The sequence below is a fragment of the Candidatus Synechococcus calcipolaris G9 genome (assembly GCF_029582805.1).
Classification (GTDB): domain Bacteria; phylum Cyanobacteriota; class Cyanobacteriia; order Thermosynechococcales; family Thermosynechococcaceae; genus Synechococcus_F; species Synechococcus_F calcipolaris.
This window is the reverse complement of record NZ_JAKKUT010000008.1, coordinates 180123-200310: the sequence shown is the minus strand read 5'-3', so window position 1 is coordinate 200310 and position 20188 is coordinate 180123. Positions and strand designations below refer to the sequence as shown.

At 50.2% G+C, this 20188-nt stretch carries 25 protein-coding genes and 1 tRNA gene; 7 read left to right on the top strand and 19 right to left on the bottom strand.

The window, feature by feature from the left end:
- Positions 1 to 3: 3 nt before the first annotated feature.
- Positions 4 to 1392 carry a cytochrome c biogenesis protein gene (locus tag L3556_RS15295; protein ID WP_277868198.1) on the bottom strand — a complete coding sequence of 463 codons (1389 nt, stop codon included), beginning with the start codon at positions 1390 to 1392 and terminating at the stop codon, positions 4 to 6.
- Between the two features lie 219 nt (positions 1393 to 1611).
- Here L3556_RS15295 and L3556_RS15290 point away from each other — a divergent pair, with 219 nt between their 5' ends.
- Together L3556_RS15290 and L3556_RS15285 are read left to right on the top strand one after the other, a co-directional pair.
- Positions 1612 to 1902, top strand: a complete 291-nt coding sequence (locus L3556_RS15290) for a hypothetical protein (RefSeq protein ID WP_277868197.1) — start codon at positions 1612 to 1614, stop codon at positions 1900 to 1902.
- Positions 1903 to 1959: 57 nt separating this feature from the next.
- Entirely contained in the window at positions 1960 to 2394 is a 435-nt protein-coding gene (locus tag L3556_RS15285; protein ID WP_277868196.1) for a heavy metal-responsive transcriptional regulator, read from the top strand.
- Here the strand turns inward: L3556_RS15285 and dacB are convergent.
- The 6 genes from dacB to L3556_RS15255 all read right to left on the bottom strand — a co-directional run bounded on the left by dacB (position 2365) and on the right by L3556_RS15255 (position 6762).
- Complete coding sequence (gene dacB, locus L3556_RS15280) at positions 2365 to 3786, bottom strand: D-alanyl-D-alanine carboxypeptidase/D-alanyl-D-alanine endopeptidase (protein ID WP_277868195.1); 1422 nt, start codon at positions 3784 to 3786, stop codon at positions 2365 to 2367. The genes L3556_RS15285 and dacB overlap by 30 nt on opposite strands.
- Before the next feature lie 110 nt (positions 3787 to 3896).
- The gene (locus L3556_RS15275; RefSeq protein ID WP_277868194.1) at positions 3897 to 4391 is read right to left on the bottom strand and encodes a GNAT family N-acetyltransferase; all 495 of its coding nucleotides are present in this window, start codon (positions 4389 to 4391) and stop codon (positions 3897 to 3899) included.
- 61 nt (positions 4392 to 4452) lie between these two features.
- A complete protein-coding gene (locus L3556_RS15270) occupies positions 4453 to 5148 on the bottom strand; it encodes a potassium channel family protein (protein ID WP_277868193.1) in 696 nt (231 codons plus the stop codon).
- Between the two features lie 57 nt (positions 5149 to 5205).
- Entirely contained in the window at positions 5206 to 5412 is a 207-nt protein-coding gene (locus L3556_RS15265) for a DUF2256 domain-containing protein (RefSeq protein ID WP_277868192.1), read from the bottom strand.
- 5 nt (positions 5413 to 5417) lie between these two features.
- Positions 5418 to 6089 (bottom strand): glycoside hydrolase family 24 protein, encoded by a 672-nt coding sequence (locus tag L3556_RS15260; RefSeq protein WP_277868191.1) that lies wholly within the window; start codon positions 6087 to 6089, stop codon positions 5418 to 5420.
- 10 nt (positions 6090 to 6099) lie between these two features.
- A complete protein-coding gene (locus L3556_RS15255; RefSeq protein WP_277868190.1) occupies positions 6100 to 6762 on the bottom strand; it encodes an SDR family oxidoreductase in 663 nt (220 codons plus the stop codon).
- Positions 6763 to 6845: 83 nt separating this feature from the next.
- On the opposite strand from L3556_RS15255, the gene L3556_RS15250 reads away from it, so the two are divergent.
- Positions 6846 to 6918, top strand: a tRNA-Ala gene (locus L3556_RS15250).
- Positions 6919 to 7063: 145 nt separating this feature from the next.
- Here L3556_RS15250 and L3556_RS16385 read toward each other — a convergent pair.
- From L3556_RS16385 to L3556_RS15230, 5 genes are all read right to left on the bottom strand, one after another.
- Entirely contained in the window at positions 7064 to 7180 is a 117-nt protein-coding gene (locus L3556_RS16385; protein ID WP_422110795.1) for a hypothetical protein, read from the bottom strand.
- Positions 7181 to 7448: 268 nt separating this feature from the next.
- Positions 7449 to 8531 carry a calcium/proton exchanger gene (gene cax / locus L3556_RS15245; protein WP_277868189.1) on the bottom strand — a complete coding sequence of 361 codons (1083 nt, stop codon included), beginning with the start codon at positions 8529 to 8531 and terminating at the stop codon, positions 7449 to 7451.
- The gene (gene cobQ / locus L3556_RS15240; protein ID WP_422110798.1) at positions 8522 to 9991 is read right to left on the bottom strand and encodes a cobyric acid synthase CobQ; all 1470 of its coding nucleotides are present in this window, start codon (positions 9989 to 9991) and stop codon (positions 8522 to 8524) included. Before cobQ ends, cax begins: the two co-directional genes overlap by 10 nt.
- A gap of 19 nt (positions 9992 to 10010) precedes the next feature.
- On the bottom strand, positions 10011 to 10394 hold the full coding sequence (locus L3556_RS15235) for an Npun_F0494 family protein (protein ID WP_277868379.1): 384 nt from the start codon (positions 10392 to 10394) through the stop codon (positions 10011 to 10013).
- 27 nt (positions 10395 to 10421) lie between these two features.
- Positions 10422 to 11141: a cyclic di-GMP-binding domain-containing protein, MshE-related gene (locus L3556_RS15230; RefSeq protein WP_277868187.1), complete on the bottom strand. Its 720-nt coding sequence runs from the start codon at positions 11139 to 11141 to the stop codon at positions 10422 to 10424.
- A 306-nt stretch (positions 11142 to 11447) separates the two neighbouring features.
- Here L3556_RS15230 and L3556_RS16415 point away from each other — a divergent pair, with 306 nt between their 5' ends.
- The gene (locus L3556_RS16415; protein WP_479682456.1) at positions 11448 to 11618 is read left to right on the top strand and encodes a transposase; all 171 of its coding nucleotides are present in this window, start codon (positions 11448 to 11450) and stop codon (positions 11616 to 11618) included.
- 41 nt (positions 11619 to 11659) lie between these two features.
- On the opposite strand, the gene L3556_RS15225 is transcribed toward L3556_RS16415, so the two are convergent.
- From L3556_RS15225 to L3556_RS15195, 7 genes are all read right to left on the bottom strand, one after another.
- Entirely contained in the window at positions 11660 to 12061 is a 402-nt protein-coding gene (locus L3556_RS15225; protein ID WP_277868186.1) for a hypothetical protein, read from the bottom strand.
- A gap of 278 nt (positions 12062 to 12339) precedes the next feature.
- On the bottom strand, positions 12340 to 13089 hold the full coding sequence (locus L3556_RS15220; protein WP_277868185.1) for an MBL fold metallo-hydrolase: 750 nt from the start codon (positions 13087 to 13089) through the stop codon (positions 12340 to 12342).
- 93 nt (positions 13090 to 13182) lie between these two features.
- A complete protein-coding gene (locus L3556_RS15215; RefSeq protein ID WP_277868184.1) occupies positions 13183 to 13779 on the bottom strand; it encodes an anthranilate synthase component II in 597 nt (198 codons plus the stop codon).
- A gap of 103 nt (positions 13780 to 13882) precedes the next feature.
- Positions 13883 to 14341: a diacylglycerol kinase gene (locus L3556_RS15210; RefSeq protein WP_277868183.1), complete on the bottom strand. Its 459-nt coding sequence runs from the start codon at positions 14339 to 14341 to the stop codon at positions 13883 to 13885.
- A gap of 128 nt (positions 14342 to 14469) precedes the next feature.
- Positions 14470 to 14976, bottom strand: coding sequence for an rRNA maturation RNase YbeY (gene ybeY / locus L3556_RS15205; protein ID WP_277868182.1), 507 nt, complete (start codon positions 14974 to 14976; stop codon positions 14470 to 14472).
- 13 nt (positions 14977 to 14989) lie between these two features.
- Positions 14990 to 15193, bottom strand: a complete 204-nt coding sequence (locus L3556_RS15200) for a DUF3285 domain-containing protein (protein ID WP_277868181.1) — start codon at positions 15191 to 15193, stop codon at positions 14990 to 14992.
- Positions 15190 to 16179 carry a hypothetical protein gene (locus tag L3556_RS15195; RefSeq protein WP_277868180.1) on the bottom strand — a complete coding sequence of 330 codons (990 nt, stop codon included), beginning with the start codon at positions 16177 to 16179 and terminating at the stop codon, positions 15190 to 15192. The genes L3556_RS15200 and L3556_RS15195 overlap by 4 nt, the downstream gene beginning before the upstream one ends.
- 315 nt (positions 16180 to 16494) lie before the next feature.
- Here L3556_RS15195 and L3556_RS15190 point away from each other — a divergent pair, with 315 nt between their 5' ends.
- From L3556_RS15190 to L3556_RS15180, 3 genes are all read left to right on the top strand, one after another.
- On the top strand, positions 16495 to 17265 hold the full coding sequence (locus tag L3556_RS15190; protein WP_277868179.1) for an FHA domain-containing protein: 771 nt from the start codon (positions 16495 to 16497) through the stop codon (positions 17263 to 17265).
- A gap of 647 nt (positions 17266 to 17912) precedes the next feature.
- Positions 17913 to 19295, top strand: coding sequence for an LCP family protein (locus L3556_RS15185; RefSeq protein WP_277868178.1), 1383 nt, complete (start codon positions 17913 to 17915; stop codon positions 19293 to 19295).
- Entirely contained in the window at positions 19292 to 20173 is an 882-nt protein-coding gene (locus L3556_RS15180) for an ROK family protein (protein ID WP_277868177.1), read from the top strand. Before L3556_RS15185 ends, L3556_RS15180 begins: the two co-directional genes overlap by 4 nt.
- Positions 20174 to 20188 lie beyond the last annotated feature (15 nt).

Genomic DNA, 20188 nt, shown 5'->3' with positions numbered 1-20188 from the left:
TAATTACCTATCTTCCCTCAGATTTTGACATACTCCCTGCCCTAAAATCTCTAATACCTCTTTCTCAAAGGCAATCTGGGCACGATTGGTGCGACCGCCAATGTAAAGGGTCTCCTCTACCCTGAGGGCCCAAATTTGAGAATGGGAGACATAGCTCATGATCACCCCGGCCATGAGGAAGGCAAACCCGGCATAGAACAGGGGAATCCCTGGGTCAGATTTAATTTGAAGTCCAGTGCTGCCAACAATTTCGGCGATCGCCAGGTTCACCCCATTCACTTCGTAGCCCATTCCCGGTCGCAGGGTTGCCAAGAACTCGCCCTCAGGGTTATAGAGCAGTAGGGTTCCTTGCAGATCTCGGGCAATGAGGGAAATCCCCGCACTCAGATCCGGTGTCGTTGGAATCCAGGTTCCCCAGAGTCGTCCCTTGCCACCGGTATCTAGCTGGGCCATGGGCAGTTGCAAAACCGGACTATTGTTTAAGCGAAAGCGAATCGCGGCGATCGTCCAGTCTGCTTGATAAAAGGTGACACCGCCATACTTAAGGGGCTGATTTACATGGATGGTTTGCCGCTTCACTTCCTCACCCTGGGGATCCAGCACGGACATATCCGAATAGAACTGATCAATCTCTCCCTCTGGGGTATAGTCAATCCAAAAACGATTCACCTTCATGGCCCAATCTTGGCTAGGGTGGGCCCAAGGGCCGGCCTGGACAACATTTTGCACCTGAAACGTCATGCCACTGGGGATAAATTCCTGGGCAATGAATCCGGTTAGGGCCCCTAAAATCCCCCCCAACAGGATCAAAATCATGCTGGCATGGACAATGATCGGGCCAATGCGTCCGGCAATGCCTTTGCGGCCGTAGAGGCGATCGCCCTCCTGAAAGACCCGATAATTTTTCTGCTCCAGTAGGGTTCTTAGGGATTCAAAGGGAGGCTCCTGGGCGGGGACAGGACTGGGCAATTCAACCCCTAGGGCCAGCTTTTGAAACTGGCGAGGCTGATCGTAGTAGCTCCAATGCTTGGCCGCTTTCAGGGCCGGTAGTTGGCGAGTAAAGGTACAGGCGATTAGGCTGGCCCCAAACAACACCAGTAGGGCTAAATACCACCAGGTTTGGTAGACCTGATCCAACCCGAGGGCAAGTAGAACTTTCCAGGTTAAAAATCCAAATAATGCCGGTTCCTCAGGATAATTGGCTTGGTAAAATCCGGGGGACTGGCCCTGCTCAATAACCGTACCGGCAATACTGGCCAGGGCGATGACGAGGAGTAAGACAATGGCTAACCGTAGATTCGCCAGCAGGGGAAGAAGGGATTTCTGCCAAAAGTGGGATACCTTCGCCCAAATAGAGAGGGGTTCAGAGGGTAAAAAATTGCGAGTATCCATAGTTTAATAGTTTGACATACTCCCTGCCCTAAGGGTTTGCAGGGCCATCAGGCTAGGCCGTTCTCCATGGGTTCCCTATCCTTCAACCCACCACCAGAAGAACAAGTAGAATAGAAATAGAATTCCCATGCAGATTGTCACTCTGTACCTTAAAATACCGGCGATCGCCCGTTATACTGAGTGGGTCATGATCACTGTAAATTTACATTTATACCGTCTATGATTGGGCCTCGTTTTTTTCGTTCGGCTTATCGTAAAGAACCCATTTCTGCCTTTTTGCTAGTGGCGGGCAGTGTGGATACGGTCATGGGAGGCATTGGCGGCTACGGTGGTTTAGCAGCCCTTGGTCTACTCATGGTGGGGGGAGCCTTCGCATTGCGTTGGTGGCAATGGCAACGCTGGCAAAAATCCGTTGCCCCAGAACGTCTGGCGGAATATGCCCTGCCGCCCCAATCCTCCCGGCCCCTGCCGATGCTCTCTATGGCCAAGAAGCAACATCCGCCCCATTAAGTGCCTATTAAGTGCTAAGTGCCGTTAAGCAGTTTCATTAAGATCAATCAGATCAATATGCTCAAAATTGGTGAAGTTGCCCACCAAAGCTCGCTCCCCGTTAAAACCATTCGTTATTACGATGATCTTGGCTTATTGACTACGGTCGTCCAGCGATCGCCCTCAGGGTACCGTCTATTTCAACCCAGCGTTATTTATCGGCTCCACTTTATTCGCACGGCCCAACGCCTGGGTTTGACACTCCAGGAAATTCGGGAAATTTTAGAGATCCGTGATCAAGGGGTTCTTCCCTGTGGTCATGTCAAGGAGCGGCTAGAGTCCCGCCTAGCAGATATTCAAGGGCAAATTGTATCCCTTAATCTGCTGGCCCAACAACTGGAGGGCATTTTATCAGGTTGGCAAGAAAATCCAGCCCCACAGATGAGTCCTGACCAAATTTGTCCTAATCTCCAACCCCAGCCCCTAGCATTGGCGCAGTCCCATCAACAATAAGGCCACCTGATCCACGCCCCTTCGCAGATCCGGAGACGGCGTTCCCCCTTGGTTGAGAATAATGCTAAAGGCAAGGGGTTCAAAGTCCGGGGGATCCATATACCCAGAGAGGGCGGTCACACCCCGTAGGGTTCCGGTTTTTGCTTGAAGTTGTCCTTGGGCTGGGGTGTCTCGAAAGCGATGGCGCAATGTACCACTTTCGCCGGCAATGGGTAGCGATCGCCGAAATTCTGAGACTACAGTCGAGCGATCCATCGCCAGTAAGAGTTGGGTTAGGGCCCGGGGGGTAATCCAATTTTGGCGGGAGAGGCCCGAACCATCCACCATCACAATGGTTGTCGGATCTAGGCCCAAATCCCTTAGGTAGGTTGCCAGGCGATCGCCATCTCCGGCCCCAATGGCCTGGTAGACCATTTCCGCCGAATAGTTATGACTGTCTTGGTTGATTCGATCCACTAAGCGGGTGATGCCTGGGGAGGAATGGCGAACTAACACCCGATTCAGGGGTTGATCCGTCGCCACCAGCTTGATGTCTGCCACGGATAGTCCTGCCGCCCGGGCAGCCTGGGAAAATTGGTTTTTTAGGTAGTCGGGGATTAGCTTTTCCGGTAAGGGACGGACAATATTTTCTGGTTCACTATGGGCCCGCAACTTCCCCACGATCGTAATGACGCGGTTTTCTGGATCAATGCGGGTATCAATCCATTCTGTGTCCTCGGGGCCAATGGCCATGGTTTCATTTTTGACCTGCCAACCGGAGGGGGGAGTCTGCCGCCATGTGAGGGTTAACGGCTCCCCCTCATCCTTGGGCGTTGCTAAGAGATGAAATGAGTTTTGATTCACCCCCAATTTTGTAATGGGTGTAATATAGCCAAATTCCACATCTTCCCAGGCCCAGGTGGGTTCGATTCCCATATCCACGGATTCTCCCGCCACCAGTTCAAGGGTCTGAATGGAGCGAATACCTTGGCGATACAAGTCCTGGGCGATCGCCTCAAGATTGGTATAACTGAGGGTGGGATCATAGCCCCCCTGTACCCTTACCCGGTTCAGAGCCGCCCCGGCACCGTCACTACTAACCACCGTGTCAAGGGTTGTATTCGCACCTAAAAAGCGCAGGGCCACCGCTGTTGTCACTAACTTGATGTTGGATGCTCCCAAAAACAGGCGATCGCTATCCCGCTCATAAATGACCTGGCCATCCCTTAGCCGCACCACTTGAACACCCCAGCGGCCCCTTTGCCATTCTGGCCTATCCATGAGGCGAGATAAATCCTGGGCAACGTTCGCCACACAGGAACGGTGGGCCGGATTATTTTGCCCTAGGGCCGGTGCCGGTTTTATCGCAAATATCCCTAGCCCTAGGAGCAAACTCCCCAAAACTAGGCTCACGCTGAATTTCCTTGGAATTATTTTTGCGGGGGAAGATGATTGGCAAGGGGACGTTCGCCGCCAAGTCCGAAAGAAATAAGAGGAACCCATAGGTACATTTATGTCAGTCATCAATTATCCTGCAAAAGCATTTGTTTGACATAGACGCGATCGCAGCGTTGGGTTTCTATCCCTGTGGCTGGCTGATAGCCTTGTTTTTCGTAAAGCCCAATGGCCGTTTTCATCACACTGGCGGTTTCAATCCAAATGGTCGTGATTCCCTGGGACTGAATTCGCTTTTCCAAGGATTGAAGGAGAAAAGTGCCAAGGCCTTTGCCCCGCACTTGGGGGTGTAGGTACATCTTGCGAATTTCCACCGCATTGTCTCCCCGATCAATGGGATAGTAGGCGGCGGTGCCCACCACTTCGGCCGCTTTTTCAACCACCCAAAATTCACCCCCCCGCTCTAGGTAGTAGGCTTCGACGTGAACCACATCCCGATCGGCTCCCTCCGGCTCCCAATTGAGATTAAATTCCTTTAGGATCTGTTGCAGGAGGGAAATGACGGCTGGGCGATCGCCCGATTCCCAGGAACGAATTAAATAGTCACCGTAATAGCAGTGCATTAGGGGAAATTGTATAAGTGTGAATTAGACGTAAGGCTAGCCGCAATGCTCGATAAGCGTTCTATAAGGGTAGGCGATCGATATCTTTATTTGCACCAATAACGACCATGACATCCCCTTTATGCAGCCGTTGATTGGGGCTGGGATTGATTTCAAATTTTTCATCACAGCGTAGGGCCAAAAGATTTAACCCATAGCGACTGCGTAGCTCAATTTCCGCCACCGTCCGACCATCAAACTCTGATGGGGCTTTGACTTCCACAATACTTTTTTCTGGGTCTAAATCAAATCGATCCAAAATGGCGGGACGAGTGAGGGAGCGGGCCAGGACGCAGCCGGCCTCATACTCAGGAAAAACTACCCGATCAGCTCCCACCCGTTCCAAGAGTTTTTTATGGACTTCGGAGGAGGCCTTGGCAATAATTACGGGTACGCCAGCTTCCTTCAGATTTAGAGTGGTAATAATACTGGCTTCAATGTGGTTGCCAATGGCCACAATCACCGTTTCAAACTCAAATAGCCCCGCCTCTTTCAAGGCTTGGGGATCCGTTGAATCTAGCTGAATGGCATGATCCACAAGCTGATCCTGCATGACTTGGGCCACAAGCCGCTCCTGGTTATCTGTTCCTAGAACCTCGTAGTTGAGATTATGCAAGGTTTCACAGACTCCCCGACCAAACCGGCCCAAGCCAATAACGGCAAACTGCTGTCCCGGCTTTCGCAGATTCCGCAATAAACCGATGGATGAAAAATTCATCGAAAACTCCTATAGTGACGTTCTCTCCGGTGAACGCTCATCACTCGCTGGTGAAGGCTAAAGGTTGGATCTGTTTGCCGACAATTCCTCTGCCGCTGTATTCAACAGATGCCGCCGTCGCCGACACCGCTGTGAGCAATACTTTACATCTTGCCAACAATCGGCCCATTTTTTCCGCCATTCAAAGGGGCGATTGCAGATTGGACAAACTTTTGCAGGAAGATGTTTTTTTATTGCCAGGGAAGAAGATTTTCGCCGATGCATAACATTTAAGGTTGGGGGGGAGGGATCAAACTAGATTGCCTAGATTGGGCTGAGGATAATTCCTCTTCTAGCATGGTTTGGTAGATGCGCCCTAGGGAGGGTGTAATCAGATTATTTTCAATGCCGTAGCCCAAACTGGTCCAGGTGCCTGAAAGTAGTTCTAGAACCGCTTGAATTTCCCCTTGGCGCAGTAAGGTAGAAATATCCACACCCCATGCCTGGGAATCCTTTAACCAAGCGTAAACCACCCGATCTTGGTATTCTGGCTGAAAACTGTAGGTTTGCCCAAACCATTGGGGGGGCTGGGGATGGTAGAACTGGGCTTTTTCTTCCCAGGTGGTCGTTAAAAATTGATACCGCCCCGCAGCGGTGGTACATTGGCCCACATTGGGGCCCCAGCGAATGGGGATGCAGCGATCGGGATGGCGCTCCAAATTCTGAATATGCTCACCACCGTACAAAATAGTGTAGGGATTGGCATCATTTGCCTCACTGGCTGAGATTGTCCGCATTAAGGCCCGTAGGTAGGGGTCTCCACCATCCATGACGAGGGGGGCAACCTCACCATCCCGCCAAGGTAACCAATGGCGCGCCTCAGGCCGATTTTGAAACCAGATATGGCCGGCGATCGCCCCGGTGAGGGTCAAGACCATCAAGTTTTTAAGAAAACGAAGCACCCGTTCCTGCCTAGCTTAGTGCCGTAAACAACTCAACCAAGGATGGGGGAGAGGATAGGGGCCGAGCCACCACCTCAAGAATTTTATTATGGGCATTGGCCTGGTGAAGGGCTTCAACACAAATTTGCGCCACCTGTTTACGGGGAATACTCCCTTCAAATAGGGTATCGGGGCCTGAGATCACTGGAAACACCTCCTCCTCACTCGATTCTTTCAGTCCACCCGGACGAACAATGGTATAGGTTAAACCACTGTCTTGTAGATAACGTTCCGCCTGCTGTTTCCAGTACAAAATCAGCCAAAACAAATTCAAGGGATGGAAGAGTTGGGATACACAAAGGGATGATACAAGCACAAACTGCTCAATAGATGCGGACTTGGCAGCTTCAATCAGGTTTTTTGTCCCTTCGTAGTCTACCCAGTAGGGTTCTAGGGGATTCAGTCCAGGAGTCGCACCCGTGGCACAGAGAATAACAGTACAATCAGCGATCGCCGCCGCCAGGGTTTCCGGTTGGGAGACATTAGCTAGTTTGATTTCCACACCAGGGGGCAACAGGTCTTCAGCTTTCTGGCGATCGCGAACTCCGGCAACCACTGGAATCTGCCGTTCTACTAATTCTTCAACAATGCGTCGACCGGTACGCCCCGTTGCTCCTACGACCAATGCCTTCATAGTTGATCACAAAATTAATAACGCTACCATGGTAAACCCTTGACAATACTTCCCCCCTTACAAGATGATGAAGATTGTGATTAGGGGCTATAGCTCAGTTGGTAGAGCACTTCAATGGCATTGAAGGGGCCAGCGGTTCGAGTCCGCTTAGCTCCATCCCGTCAAACGCAGTCTAGCAAAGGGTTACAAGGGTTCTACTAACTTTCTGAATATCTTTTTTTCTGGTAGAAGATTCTACTTTTGATAAAGAAACGGTAGAAAATTGGTAGAAGCGGATAGAACGGCTTAACCCGCTTTTAGGTCATTGCCTAGTATCTTTTATGAGGTTGTAGAAGACGTCAATCCATTCAGCAATGGTAGTCTTGGCAATCGCCCGGGTCTGGAATTCAATGGGGTGAATCAACTCGGTTTTTATCATCCCGAAAAAGCTTTAGCGACCGTATTATCCCAGCAGTGGCCCCGACGACTCATACTACAGGCTATATTGGCTTGTCCAAGTGACTGTTGATAGTTGTTGCTGGCATATTGTGACCTTCAGTCTGTCGGTACGCAGATGGCGATAGACCATCCCACAACCCTGCTAGAGAATAGGTCAAAAATAGGCCACCAGATAGATCCACCCTTCGGTCGTCCAGACAAGGCCAGGCTATGGCTTAACGGGCTGGAACAATGGGATTAGCCGTGACCTAGGGGTGAACAAAGAAGGCGATCGCCAATACAGCGTAAGTAATAAGCAAGAGTACCCCTTCCAACCAATTAGAGCGTCCATCATTACTAATTGAATTGGTAATCATCACCGCCGCAATCACGCAGACCAACTCAAAGGGATTAAAGCTCAGATTCATTTCCGGTTGACCCAGGAACCAGCCTGCTAAGACTAAGACCGGAGCAACAAATAGAATAATCTGAAGGCTGGAACCAATGGCAACGGCAACGGCCCCTTCCATGCGGTTGTTTAGGGCAAACTTGATACAGGTAATAAACTCGACAAAACCACTAAAGAGGGGAATTAATATCACGCCCGTAAAGACTTGGGATAACCCCACACTGGTAATACTTTCCTGGAGGCTATCCACCAAAACCTCAGACACAAAGACCAAGACAATCGTGCCCACTAAAAGGATACCAATTTGCAGTTTGAGGTTAACATCAACAGTTTCTTCTTCAGATTCAACCACAGCCGCTTCATTGTCTTCCATCATGAACAAATGACGGTGGGTTTTCATGGAAAAAAGTAACATTAATCCATAAAACAGCAAAAGTAACACCGCTGCCGCATAGGAAAATTGATCCAATGCCTGGAGGTTGACCGATGGGGCCGTATATTTAATGGCGGTGGGTGTCATCATCACAATGACGGCGAGGGTCAATGAGGATGAATTAATCCGGGCCACCGCTGGCTGAAAGTTTTGCTCACGAAACCGCAGCCCCCCCAGCAGAGTTGCCAAACCAAGGGCAAGCAGTAAGTTAGCAATAATTGAGCCACTCAAGCTGGCTTTCACCACATCAACGAGGCCCTGCCGTAGGGCAACAATGGAAATAATCATTTCCGTGGCATTACCAAAGGTGGCATTCAGCAATCCGCCGAGGGTGGGGCCAATGACTTCGGCAATGGCTTCTGTGGAATTGGCAATAAGGGCAGCCAGGGGGACGATCGCCAGGCCACTGAAAATGAAAATAATCAGGGGGGGGGCATCAAGAAATTTAGCGATGAAGGCGATGGGAATAAAAACCAACATCCCTAGTAAAACTTTTTGCATCAGGGGCATACGCAATTCTCCAGAAGCCGATCCAAGTTCAGATGGGGGGCAATGGCATCTGTTATACCATCCAAATGGGCAAGGCGTTGGTATTCGTAATCTTGAATATCACAGGTTAGGGGGGGCAAGTTTCGTTTTTGGCGGAGATGATTCAGCCATTGTCGTCGCCACGTCCCATTTTCAAATAAACCATGGAGATAACTCCCCCACAGGGTTTGACGGCTATTTACGATTCCGAGGTGTTCTTCCACAAAGAGGGGGCAAAAGTCCTCATTAAAGTGATACTGGGTCTGACCCTGATGGATTTCGTAGCCCTGGATGGGTTGGCCGGGGATGGGGGCCTGGGCGATTCCTTGACGTTGGCGGGTTAATTTGGTTGCGGTGATGGTTGTCTCTAGGGGGAGTAAGCCCAATCCTGCATAGGTTCCCGGTTGGCCCTCCAGACCTTGGCGATCGCAAATTTGGGTTCCCAGCAGTTGCATCCCGCCGCAGATGCCCATAATCGTGCCACCGGCGGCCCCATAGGCCTGGAGTTGGGCGGCCATGCCCGAGGTTTGCAACTCTAGTAAATCCGGAATCGTTGTTTTTGTACCGGGGATAATCACTGCGTCCACTGCCCCTAGGGTCTCGTGGGGGTATAGATAATGGAGGTTAACCGTCGGTTCGGCTGCAAGGGGATCGAAGTCGGTAAAGTTAGCAATCCGGCGTAGGCGAATCACGGCAATGGTTAAATCTGCTCGCTGAGATCGCGGCCGGCGATCAAATAAATCCAGGGAATCCTCGGCGGGTAGTTGAATTTCTAGCCAGGGAATGACCCCTAAAACCGGAATGCCGGTACGTTCCTCTAGCCAAGTGATGCCCGACTCTAGGAGAGATCGCTGCCCCCGGAATTTATTAATCACAATCCCCTTAATCAGGGCCCGTTCCTCCGGCTCTAATAGTTCTAAGGTGCCGACAATATGGGCAAAAACCCCACCGCGATCGATGTCCGCCACTAGTAGAGTCGTTGCCTGCAAATGACGAGCCAGTCGCATATTTGTCAAATCTCGATGCTTCAGATTAATTTCTGCCGGAGATCCCGCGCCTTCGCACACCACCCAGTCAAAGCGTTCCCCTAACAGTTCTAGGGAGCGTTGAATGGTGGCCCAACCAGGTTCAAAATAGTCTCGGTAATAGTCTGCTGCCTGGGTGCAACCCACCGCCTGACCATTAAAAATAACCTGGGAGGTCATGTCTCCCTGAGGTTTGAGCAGGATAGGATTCATCAGAGTTTCTGGCTCAATGCCCGCAGCCCAGGCCTGTACCGCTTGGGCGTATCCCATTTCTCCCCCGGAAGCGGTCACGTAGGCGTTAAGTGCCATATTCTGCCCCTTAAAGGGGGTGACTCGCAGGCCCCGCCGCGCCAATAAGCGACACAGGACGGCCGCAATCAAGGATTTACCGGCATGGGAGGTTGTCCCCACCACCATGAGGGCATTCACAGGGAACCTAATGGAGCCAACGGGTGAGGGTATTTTGGAGGCGATCGCCCCAGGAAACCCCTGCCCAAGTATCTTGGCTATCAGAGTCCGTTCCTGTCTGAACCCGGAGCAGCACTTGTTGACCCAAGGGAGTCAGACGAAAGCGATCGGTCAAACCCTGGCCATCCACCTCTCGACGCAGGAGGCCCACCTGAAGGAGCCAATCCAGGGAGCTTTCCGCCGCCAGCAGGGACAATGGGGCCGGGGTAAATTGCTGCTCTATCCCCGCCTGTTGGGCAATATCTAAAATTGATACACTCCGCTGCCCCATCTGAATAAAGAGACGGGGTAAAAATGGACTACACCGCAGGGCCCGCTCTGCTCGCTCTAGGGTTTTTGCAGCATACTGCATTGCCAAGATAATTCCCTACCTCAATGCCTAGGCCAGGTGGGTGGGGTGATGAACATCAATTAAGGTGGAGCGATCGCCAGGCATATTGGACTCAGGACTTCGACTTCTAGATTTTGCCGATTGGGGTTGGGCATTGGCGGTCACTAAGCGGCGATCGGGCAGCACCACCCGCTCCATAATAAATTCAATGGTTCCCTGGCGTAACCAGCCCCGGGCTACCAAAATATCGCCAAGGCGGGCACCGGTCATGCGCTGATCCGCAAGGGCAACTTCAATCTGGGCTGGACTGAGGAGTTCTGCTTCCACGAGGTAATTGCCGAGCCGTTTTGTATAGCTTTCATCCCCAGGCTTGTTGACAAAGGGCCGGGAACTTGATTTAGCACTAGATTTATTTGTCGCGGTCTTATCCCGACTACCCGGAGCGGCAGGCTTGTGAATGGCATTGGCAGGCACGTCGGGAATGCTAATTAAAGCGTCATTAGCCCCTTCCCCGGCGATCGCCACTAGGCGTTCTTTAATTTTCATTAGAATATCTGCTGCCCGACGCAATTGCCCCTGATGGGCCACCTGTTCCAGTAAGCGGGCCTCCGCCTCAATTAACGTTTGTTCTGAGGCCGCCGCCGCCACCTGAAGCATCCGAGCCTGTTGCTGAAGGGCCGTCATATCCCGTTCCGCTAGGGCTTTTTTACACTGGCGTAAAACGAGAGAGCCTTGTTTGAGAAGAATTTTATTGGAATGGCTAGTCATAGGAATTTAATTTTTGTAGGTTATGGAGTGGTAGGCGAGGGGCAGGGAGTCAGGGGTTATTTTTCAACTGTTGTATCAGAAATAACGTCCCACAACTTATATTAACCAAAAAATAGGCAATAAATCTTCACGAAACTTTAATTTACTCAACAAATCTCTATGTCAGGTAAATCTGGGAACAAATAAACTTTAACTTAATTTCTTTGCCTCCGACTTGCGTATTTTCCCTGAATCTATTGTATCTATTTTTTCTGCAATACAGTTGGTTCTGGAGAATTATTCTGCCGCTAAACTCTAGCTAAGACAATTACCAAAAACCGCTTAAGTACCCTCGTTCCGTGGAAGACTTTTCGCCCCATCTTATCCCGTCTCCACAAGAAACCACGCAAAAGTCAGGCAGGGCAAAAGCTCATAGATGTGATTCCAGTATTCAAAATGCTGGTACTTCAAAAGCTCTACAACATCAGCGATGCATAATTGAAACACCAAGTCAAAGACCGCGTATCGTTTAGCTAATGTCACCGTTCAATGGCTTGGAATTGATTTTGAGCTAGACTATCTTGACAAACCGCCAGCATTTCCTGCTGGGCAGAGTCAACCTGGGGTAAGGCATAGTACTGATGCAAGTCTAAGGATACTGGATAGGAGAACGCTTCGTAGCTATCTTCTACGAGCAAATCTAGAGTGGTGTGATTGAGGGTACCGTGGAAGCAATCAAAGGATGAATGGGGCATAAATAGGGCTCCAGTAACCTGGCTATTTTTTACCTCAAACAGAACGTAGCCCTGTTGGACTTCCTGGGGTTGGGAAGATTCGCCATAAAGGTAGGTGCCATTATTGAGGGCAGGAGGCCGATTCGTAGCGGCAACGAGGGAGGACATTTGGGCAGAAACCGGCACAGAACCGAAAAGAGATGCCATTATCCCGAAAACCGTCACTGCCCCAAGTCGAAAATTCTTGGATGTAAACACCGCATTACCCTACCTGAAACGAAGTGAATGTTAGACGAGTTCAGCTATCCAACCCATTGGGTTACTAGATCAAACTTTAAGGGATAGTTGTGGGTCAGGTCTTCACCTACTAGGGTGACAAAGATTCATTCTATCGGGCGATCGCCCTGTGACGGTTGCCAAAGTTGACTATATTATTAAGCTTATAGAGTTATTGAGCTTATAAAGCCAACTATTTTATCTTTTATCTAACCGTAGCTGAGGAGATTAATCACCGGGCCGGCGGGAATTGACCCAGAACCCAGGCTAAAACTACTGCCACCGATGCGCCGCACCGGAGTACCTTCCATCAGGGTTAAAAAATCATCAATCCCCGATAAATCACAGGTGGCATCCGCCGCATTGGTACGGTAGTGGGTTGGTACAACAATATGGGGTTGAAGCAGTTCAATGGCCGCCTTGGCTTCGGCAGCGGTATAGGCCTTATCACTGCCACCCACGGGGATTAACAGGAGATCGGGGCGACCCATGAGAATTTTCTGCTCAATACTCAAGGGCATGGCGATCCCCCCCAAGTGCAAGATATTCACCCCTGCCTGCTGCCAACGCCATACGACATTTACGCCAAAACGAAAGCCACCCACCCGATCATGATTGGTACGAATCCCTTGGATTCTGAATCCATTCACATCGTAGTTGCCGGGTTCAAAGAGAAGCTTGGGTCGCCCTGGTAGCCCCTCAATAAATCCCTCATCTAAGAGGCGGCTACTGATCAGGACAATATCGGCGGCAACAGTCGGTGGCCGAAATCCCTGGGTACATCCCAGGGGCTTAAAGGGATTTACGAGGATGCGCTGGCCACCCCCCGTGAACAAAAAACAGGTATGGCCCAACCATTGCACTCCCAATGTTCCGCCTTGGGCATGGGCGGCTAGGTTAATCCCCAATGTGGCGATCGCAGCCCCTTGAGCGTAGCGGAAAAATTGGCGACGTTTCATGCTCCTCCTGCCCCTATATGTCCTATACGTTTTGGATGGTTATTCATAACTGGCCCCACCGCAGCCAGTTTACTGGAGTTTTGTCCTACGGGATCACCGGACGGGGACACTTTGTAAAAAGTTTCGCAGTAGGGCCTTTCCTGCTGAGGTGAGAATACTTTCAGGGTGAAACTGAACCCCCTGAAGGGTTGGATAGTCCCGATGGCGAATTCCCATAATAATGTCATCCTCTGTCCATGCCGTAATTTCCAAGAGGGGTGGGCAACTGGGGCGATCGATGACCAGGCTATGGTATCGAGTTGCGGTAAAGGGCTGGTCAAGACCGGCAAAAATCCCCCTATTCTGGTGATAAATTGATGACGTTTTGCCATGCATTAATTCGGGGGCCCGCACCACCTCGCCCCCATAGACCTGACCAATGGCTTGATGGCCTAGGCAAACCCCCAAAATAGGGATGGTGGGTGCAAATTGTTGAATCAGTGCTTGACTGATCCCGGCATCCTCGGGGCGGCCGGGGCCCGGTGAAATGACGATGCCATTAGGATTAAGGGCCTCGACTTGGCGTAGGGTAATTTTATCGTTGCGATACACCTGAATCTCGGCTGCTACGGGCAATTCCTGACCTAACTCCCCCAGGTATTGCACCAGGTTATAGGTAAAACTATCGTAATTATCAATGACCAGAATCAAGCGGAAGATATTCCTTTCTATCTATAAAATCAGAAAAGCAATCACAGAATCTAAAATCTAGAAGCTAAATACCTCGTTTCAGTTTGTCGCCTTAGTAGCCCCATTAGTAGCCAACGTATGGCCAGAAAATCATCTGAACTAAGGGAGGTAAAATTAAAATAGCAGCCACAAATACTGAGGCAAAGGCTGCCAATAATACTGCCCCTGCGGCACAATCCTTGGCGACCCGTGCTAGGTCATGATACCGATTGCCCACGGTTAGATCTACCACGGCTTCCACCGCCGTATTCAGAAGCTCAAGACCCATGACCGCAGCGATCGTAACGCCAATGAGGGCAATCTCTATGCCCGATAGACGCAAAAAACCAGCTAAGGAGAGGGCAACGGTAGCCATTAGGGTGTGAATGCGAAAATTTCGTTGAGTCTGAAAGGCATACTGAACCCCAGACCAGGCATAACCAAAACTAGAGAAGAGCGTATGGGCAATGCGATAGGAGCTACGATGCACCGAAATGGGGCGAGATATTTTATTGGGATACGGAGCTACAATTTTCTGTGTCATATCTTACCCTTCACTCTCTCATCACTAGGAATTTAACAAAAATTAATTATAGCCTGGATTTTGAACCTACCCTACCTAAGCATAGCCCGGCAAATCTATCAAGAGGTATCAAGTAGAAAGTCAGCAATTTATTCAAATTCCGGTGGTTCTACACCAATAAGACCCAGGCAGGTGGCTTGGCAACGGAGCATTTCTTGTAGCCGTTCTTCATTGGGATGACTCCACCCTAGAAGGTGAAGTAGTCCATGGATAGCCAACCATGACAGTTCTGTAATTGCACTATGGCCGCGATCGCCGGCCTGGCGATGGGCGGTTTCAACGGAGATGACAATATCCCCTAGGTATAGTGGTTCATGCTCTGGGGCGGAAATCCCGCTGTCTAGGAGAGCAAAGGCTAGTACATCCGTGGGGCGATCGCACTGGCGGAAATCCCGATTTAATTGCTGAATCTCCTGATCATCCGTCAATCGCAGGGTGATCTCGTAGGCTGGGGCTAACTGGGGATCAAGATGGTGGATCCATTGGCTAAACCATTCTTGCCAGCGATCGCCAGAGATTTCGGCCCTAGACTCCAAAGGGGAATAAAAGAGATCCTGAACGCAAAGATCAACAACCAACGAATCAGTGCCGTCCATGCCTAACTAGTACCTAACGGGTCAGATAGGAAATGGCCACCAACAATCCTAGGAGTCCAAGGGTGGTCAAGGCAAAATGGCGCAAAGATTTACCTCCCTTCCGCACCATATTTCTCATGGCCAGCTTAACGTAGCTATCCTGGGGCGGGCGGGGGGATGCTTCAGGACTGTCGCTGGTGTCACTGGCAGCTTCGGGGGTGGGGGGGCGATCGCTCATGAACGTAAGGATTCCTTCACCATTCGCCCAATGGTTTCTGCCCGCAGATAGGGATCGGGGCCAAAGGGCAGGATCTCGTAGAAATCATTGCCGGGCAAACGCATAATTTGAATGGATTCATCTTGGTATTGCATAAGGTAAACCCCTGGCGGCCAGGTTTTGGTACTCCGCACTGGCATGGGCACATCCTGCTGCTGGTTGTTTTCACAGACAAAACGACTCACCTGAATGGTTTCTCGATAGACGACTTTATCCTTTCCTGTGGCAGCATCATGTACCTTCTTGAATAAAAATCGATCTAGCATCTTCGTCAATAATTCAATTTCCGTTCCCCCCAATTTTAGATTTAAGTCTAAAAGAATATCTTCCAGGGCATGATCCCCTAGGGGATTGTCGGGAATAATTGTTTCTAGGGGGGAGGATGTGGGTTGAGTTGAGGCTTGGGCGGCGGCAGGATTGACCTTACGGGTAATTTCACTGATCGAGGCCAAGTCAACCATCGTCACTTTTTGAAAGGTGACCATCCAGGTCAAAATACTCAGGGCAAGGGGAGGCTCAATGGCTTGGATAAAGGCTTGTAAATCAATATCATCTAGGCGCAAACGCTTTAGGGCTACGCTTGTTTTACCCAGGATCAACCCTAGACTTGCATAGTCTACCTGCCTCAGGCTGGCATATAAATCTTGAATATTGATCGTGGATTGAACGGGCTGGGTGGAAATTTGGTACGTGATGTCGTAGAGCCACTCCAGGGTAATCAGATCATGATTGATCATCCAGAGAGTAAAGTTAAAGGCTGTTTGCGGATAGGTCTCTTGGGTTAAGGTCTTCAGAATCACTTGGCTGCGATCGCGCCGAAGCAAATCCACTAGTATGTCAATCTTCGCCTGTTTATCTGTGGCATTGGGGTAGGATTCAATTGCCTCCAAGAGAGCCTGATCACTGGGGACAAGCTTAGTAATCGCAATATCTTGGCTGGTAGACATAGACGACATGAACCTACAGGCTTAATTGAACATTGTACGCGGATGGTAGCGAAAAAACACCCCTAGGTTGTAAGCGGTTCATTATCTCTAGAGAACACTATTAAATTATGGTTGACTGTGATCTATGTCACGGCAAGAACTGGGTATCTGCTCCAGAGTGAGAGGTAGTGTACTCTTGTTATGCCAGTTTATCTATTGTCTATTTTGCTTGTAGATATTGGTACCTCTAATACTGCACTCGTTCTCCATCGGGGCTTTATTAAAGACGTTACTAGGGATTGGGTCTATAGGGTTTGAATGCGGGGGAAATGTAGAATGAGTAGTCAACAGCAGGAACGTCATATATTAGTGATCAATGGATTGCGGGGACGGCAGGCGATCGCCCTTGAGGCGGCGGCCTATTCCCTAGGGCGGGATCTAACTAACGCCATTGTCCTTGACTTTGAAACGGTATCTCGGCAACATGCCATTTTATTGCGTGTGCCTGTGCCGGGAACAAAGGAATATTGCTACCGCCTTGTGGATGGGAATGCCAATGGTAAGCCGAGTACTAATGGTACCTTTGTTAATGGTAAGCGGACGGCTAGCCACGATCTGAAACATGGAGATGTTTTATTATTTGGTCGGAAGGTCAAGGCGTCCTATTTAATGGTATCCATGGCGGAAACAGAGTTTAGCAAGTACCTAGAATCCATTGCCTTTCAAAGTATTAAATCTCAATCGATGAGTCCCAAGGAAACCTTGGTGGGGGCGGAGATGTCTGGCGAGCTTTTGGCGCGCTTAAATGCCGATCGCCCTGTGCGGGAACTTGCTCCTGTGGGAAGTCCCACAGCGGTTACGACGGAAACGGCATTAAACAATCGAGATACGGTGTCTGGTCAGGAAGAAACTCCAGAGTCGAATGCCCTGCCTATGGCGAAAGATACCGTTCATGAGGATCAGCCTAATGCCACCTGGCAACAATGGGCCTGGGCGGTGGCGGTAGTCGGGGCGATCGCCCTGGGTGGTGTGGGGGTAAGTGTCTTCCTGAATTCGTCCCAATCCAATTCCAATCCATCCCAGCCAACTCAGGGGCAGTCCCAGTAAAGGGAGTACCTTGTTCCTGGAGAGAGAACCTTAGCCTGATCGTAGACTCTTGAAGCCTTAGGTTGGGCTAATTCCCGATCTGAAATTTTTACCTTATTACTCCCCGTTCTTATGATTTTTCATTGAGGTAACTTCTCATTGAGGTAACGTTGTATCCAAGGTTCTAAAATATCCTCGACTCTGGCAATTCCAACTACAAGGAATCTTCATCTTGCGGATTTTGCTGTTTTTGACGACATGCGTAGACTGACAAATGGATCAGGTCGTTAGGGACTCAAACACAGATATCCTCGGAGAACGATTTCTCTCCTATCCTTACATTTTTAGGACTACCTTAAATATTAAAATTTATAAATATAAAAACGCACCTAAAAACTGAATAATGTAGTCCGTTCTAAAGATATTCATTTCTAAAGATACTCATTTTGTAAACTTTCTGATGGGCAGGCTTTTAGGAGGAGTCGCAATTTTAGGATACACTTCCTCGGCATCACACCTAGGGCGATCGCAAAAATGGATCGCCTCCATGACGCAGAACTAGAAATCTTGTGCTAGAGTGGCGTAAAACTTGTGATTAAATTTAATTATTTCTTTATAATCTCTTTATAATCCTTATTTTTATTATCTGAAGTCCCTGCGAGGGTATCGTGTTTATCCACTGGCGGCCAAGTCAAAAGAAATCACCTCCATCCAATGTTCCATTATTTTGGCGCACCCTGAATTGGTGTGGTGTTGCCCTAATTTCCGCCAGTTTGGGAGGGCTTTGGGCTTTGATTACCCACAGCACGCCCTTGATGCATCGGGCCCTCAGTCCCCAAGAATCCGCCGTATTTAGTCGCAATCGTCGGGATATTTCCACATTAGATCAGCCGGTAAATCTTTTGTTGATTGGCACAAAGGTATTAAGCTCCGATGTTGTGGAACCACCTGTAAGTGATGCCACTTACCATACCCTCGTCAACTCGGTAGAAGGGCTTTCGGATACGATGCTCTTGGTGCGATTTGATCCACGGGATCAGCGGTTAACCATCCTTTCAATTCCCCGTGATACCCTGACTTGGATTCCAGGTCGGGGCGATGCCAAGATTAATGAAGCCAATGCCCTCGGTGGCCCGGCCCTTGCAGCCCAAACCGTCTCTGAGTTATTGGGGGATGTGCCCATCGATCGCTACCTGCGAATTAACGTCCAAGGAATTTCTAAGCTGGTGGATGCCTTGGGGGGAGTCACGATCCACGTTCCTAAGGATATGCGCTACCAAGATATGAGCCAACGCCTCAATATTGATCTCCAGGAGGGGCGGCAGCACTTAGATGGTGAAAAAGCCCTCGATTTTCTCCGATTTCGCTATGACGAGTTGGGAGATATTGGTCGGGTGCAGCGGCAGCAATCCTTCATGCGGGCCTTGATTGAACAAACCGCCCAGCCGGATACCCTCGGTCGTCTACCGCAAATTTTAGGGGTAATTCGCGAAAATCTGGATACAAATTTAACGGTGCAGGAATTAGCCAGCCTAGCTGGGTTTATGGCCCAAGTGCCGCGATCGCGGGTACAAATGCTGATGCTTCCAGGAGATTTCAATGGCACCGGCCGGGAAGAAATCAGTTATTGGCTCCCCAGTTATCGGCAAATTGAGGTTCTAGCGGATCAGCACCTACGGGATACGCCCCGACGCAGTGGTTTAGGGGGGAATGGGCTAGAAGAAAATCCCATGGATGTTTCTACAAATTGGATCCGCATTGCCATCCAAAATACCTATTTACCGGAGCCCCAAGTCGAGCGAGTGAGTGATCATTTAAGCCAAGTGGGATTTCGCAATCTCTATCGGGGAGAAGATATGACCCAACCCCTGAAAGTGACCCGGATTATTGCCCAGGCTGGAGATATTGATAAAGCCCGAGCGGTGCAGCTACAACTGGGTTTTGGTGAGGTGCGGGTCGAAAGTACTGGTGTTTTGGACTCTGATGTAACAATCCAACTGGGAGAAGATGCCCTCTATCGTTTATCTGGGTTTGGTGAGCAACCCCTGTGAATTCTCCCCATGTGATTGGTGTGGATTTAGGGGGGACGGCCATTAAGCTGGGTCGGTTTAGCCGTGATGGTCAGTGCTGGCAATCCTTGACGGTAGCGACTCCCCAGCCCCCTACACCCGATGCTGTGATTGGGGCGATCGCCCAGGCTATTCAAGGGATCGATCCCCAGAAAACGGCCCTAGCCATTGGCCTGGGAACCCCTGGCCCCGTAGATAGTACCGGACGCATTGCCCGACGGGCCATTAATCTCGGCTGGGAAGATGTTCCTCTAGGGGAAGCCCTAGAAGAATTAACAGGGCGGCCCACTATCTTAGCCAATGATGCCAACTGTGCTGGTCTGGGAGAGGCCTGGCTAGGGGCGGGAAAGTCCTTTCGGGATTTGATTTTACTCACCTTGGGGACGGGGGTGGGTGGGGCAGTGTTGCTCAATGGCGAATTGTTTGTGGGCCGGGATGGTACCGCTGGAGAATTGGGTTTGATTACCCTGGATTGGTGTGGTCATCCCTGTAATAGCGGGAATCGCGGTTCCCTGGAGCAGCACGTTTCCGTCCAGGCCATTCGCCGCCGCACTGGCCTTGCCCCCTATGAATTGGCGGAAAAGGCCCGTCAGGGAGATGGTGCGGCGATCGCCTTTTGGGAAAATTATGGTCGAGAATTGGCCGCTGGTTTAGCCAGCTTAATTTATGTGTTGACCCCCGAGGCGATCGTCATTGGTGGCGGTATCAGCGATAGCCACGATCTATTTTTCCCGACGATGATCGCAGAAATTGAAGCACGGGTGTTGCCCAGTTCTCGCCCAGGGCTGCAATACTTACGGGCGATCCTAGGCAATCGGGCTGGCATGGTGGGAGCGGCCAAGCTGGCCTGGAGCCTATAAGGTTACTAGAGACTA

Bases quoted from the DNA above. Each gene is read 5' to 3' on its own strand.
- L3556_RS15290 (WP_277868197.1), top strand. From the start codon at position 1,612: ATGATTGGGCCTCGTTTTTTTCGTTCGGCTTATCGTAAAGAACCCATT.
- L3556_RS15220 (WP_277868185.1), bottom strand. From the start codon at position 13,089: ATGAAACGTCGCCAATTTTTCCGCTACGCTCAAGGGGCTGCGATCGCC.
- cax (WP_277868189.1), bottom strand. From the start codon at position 8,531: ATGCCCCTGATGCAAAAAGTTTTACTAGGGATGTTGGTTTTTATTCCC.
- L3556_RS15230 (WP_277868187.1), bottom strand. From the start codon at position 11,141: ATGACTAGCCATTCCAATAAAATTCTTCTCAAACAAGGCTCTCTCGTT.
- L3556_RS15285 (WP_277868196.1), top strand. From the start codon at position 1,960: ATGCTCAAAATTGGTGAAGTTGCCCACCAAAGCTCGCTCCCCGTTAAA.
- L3556_RS15225 (WP_277868186.1), bottom strand. From the start codon at position 12,061: ATGGCATCTCTTTTCGGTTCTGTGCCGGTTTCTGCCCAAATGTCCTCC.
- cobQ (WP_422110798.1), bottom strand. From the start codon at position 9,991: ATGGTGGTGGGGACAACCTCCCATGCCGGTAAATCCTTGATTGCGGCC.
- L3556_RS15195 (WP_277868180.1), bottom strand. From the start codon at position 16,179: ATGTCTACCAGCCAAGATATTGCGATTACTAAGCTTGTCCCCAGTGAT.
- L3556_RS15275 (WP_277868194.1), bottom strand. From the start codon at position 4,391: ATGCACTGCTATTACGGTGACTATTTAATTCGTTCCTGGGAATCGGGC.
- L3556_RS15255 (WP_277868190.1), bottom strand. From the start codon at position 6,762: ATGAAGGCATTGGTCGTAGGAGCAACGGGGCGTACCGGTCGACGCATT.
- L3556_RS15190 (WP_277868179.1), top strand. From the start codon at position 16,495: ATGAGTAGTCAACAGCAGGAACGTCATATATTAGTGATCAATGGATTG.
- L3556_RS16385 (WP_422110795.1), bottom strand. From the start codon at position 7,180: ATGATAAAAACCGAGTTGATTCACCCCATTGAATTCCAGACCCGGGCG.
- L3556_RS15200 (WP_277868181.1), bottom strand. From the start codon at position 15,193: ATGAGCGATCGCCCCCCCACCCCCGAAGCTGCCAGTGACACCAGCGAC.
- L3556_RS15265 (WP_277868192.1), bottom strand. From the start codon at position 5,412: ATGCATCGGCGAAAATCTTCTTCCCTGGCAATAAAAAAACATCTTCCT.
- L3556_RS15295 (WP_277868198.1), bottom strand. From the start codon at position 1,392: ATGGATACTCGCAATTTTTTACCCTCTGAACCCCTCTCTATTTGGGCG.
- L3556_RS15270 (WP_277868193.1), bottom strand. From the start codon at position 5,148: ATGAATTTTTCATCCATCGGTTTATTGCGGAATCTGCGAAAGCCGGGA.
- L3556_RS15235 (WP_277868379.1), bottom strand. From the start codon at position 10,394: ATGCAGTATGCTGCAAAAACCCTAGAGCGAGCAGAGCGGGCCCTGCGG.
- L3556_RS15210 (WP_277868183.1), bottom strand. From the start codon at position 14,341: ATGACACAGAAAATTGTAGCTCCGTATCCCAATAAAATATCTCGCCCC.
- ybeY (WP_277868182.1), bottom strand. From the start codon at position 14,976: ATGGACGGCACTGATTCGTTGGTTGTTGATCTTTGCGTTCAGGATCTC.